The sequence below is a fragment of the Pantoea sp. UBA5923 genome (assembly GCF_002431095.1).
Classification (GTDB): Bacteria; Pseudomonadota; Gammaproteobacteria; order Enterobacterales; family Enterobacteriaceae; genus Pantoea; species Pantoea piersonii.
This window is the reverse complement of sequence record NZ_DJDN01000047.1, coordinates 6,363-7,017: the sequence shown is the minus strand read 5'-3', so window position 1 is coordinate 7,017 and position 655 is coordinate 6,363. Positions and strand designations below refer to the sequence as shown.

Genomic DNA, 655 nt, shown 5'->3' with positions numbered 1-655 from the left:
AGCAAGCCGGAATTCGTTAAGCCGGAAGACGTCTCTGCTGACGTGGTTGAAAAAGAGTACCAGGTTCAGCTGGACATCGCGATGCAGTCTGGCAAGCCGAAAGAGATCGCTGAGAAAATGGTTGAAGGCCGCATGAAGAAATTCACCGGCGAAGTCTCTCTGACCGGCCAGGCTTTCGTTATCGATCCGAGCAAAACCGTTGGCCAGGCGCTGAAAGAGAAAGGCGCTGACGTCATCAACTTCATCCGCTTCGAAGTGGGCGAAGGCATTGAGAAAGTCGAAAGCGACTTCGCTGCTGAAGTAGCAGCTATGTCCAAACAGTCTTAATGCTGTTAAAGGAACCGCCAAAAGGCGGTTCTTTTTTGTCTGCTGCGCTAAGCAGACGCTTTTCAGTCTCATCCCAATAGTAATTTACGCGCGCTAAGCGGATGATCGATCAGATTTAACTTCTCCTTTTCAACTCTTCCAGGAAGAACCGACCATGGCGACCAACGCAAAACCTGTATATCAACGTATCCTGCTGAAACTGAGTGGCGAAGCACTGCAAGGTGCCGAAGGTTTTGGTATCGACGCGAGCGTGCTTGACCGCATGGCGCAAGAGGTGAAAGAACTGGTCGAGCTGGGCATTCAGGTAGGCGTGGTAATTGGCGGCGGC

1 protein-coding gene and 1 pseudogene are annotated in these 655 nt (G+C 51.6%); both read left to right on the top strand.

What is annotated here, in order from left to right; translation table 11 throughout:
* A partial coding sequence (gene tsf / locus B3797_RS11435) for a translation elongation factor Ts (protein ID WP_311791126.1) occupies window positions 1-327 on the top strand: 327 nt, incomplete at its 5' end.
* A 154-nt stretch (window positions 328-481) separates the two neighbouring features.
* A pseudogene (locus B3797_RS11430) lies at window positions 482-655 on the top strand (UMP kinase); the annotation flags it as partial.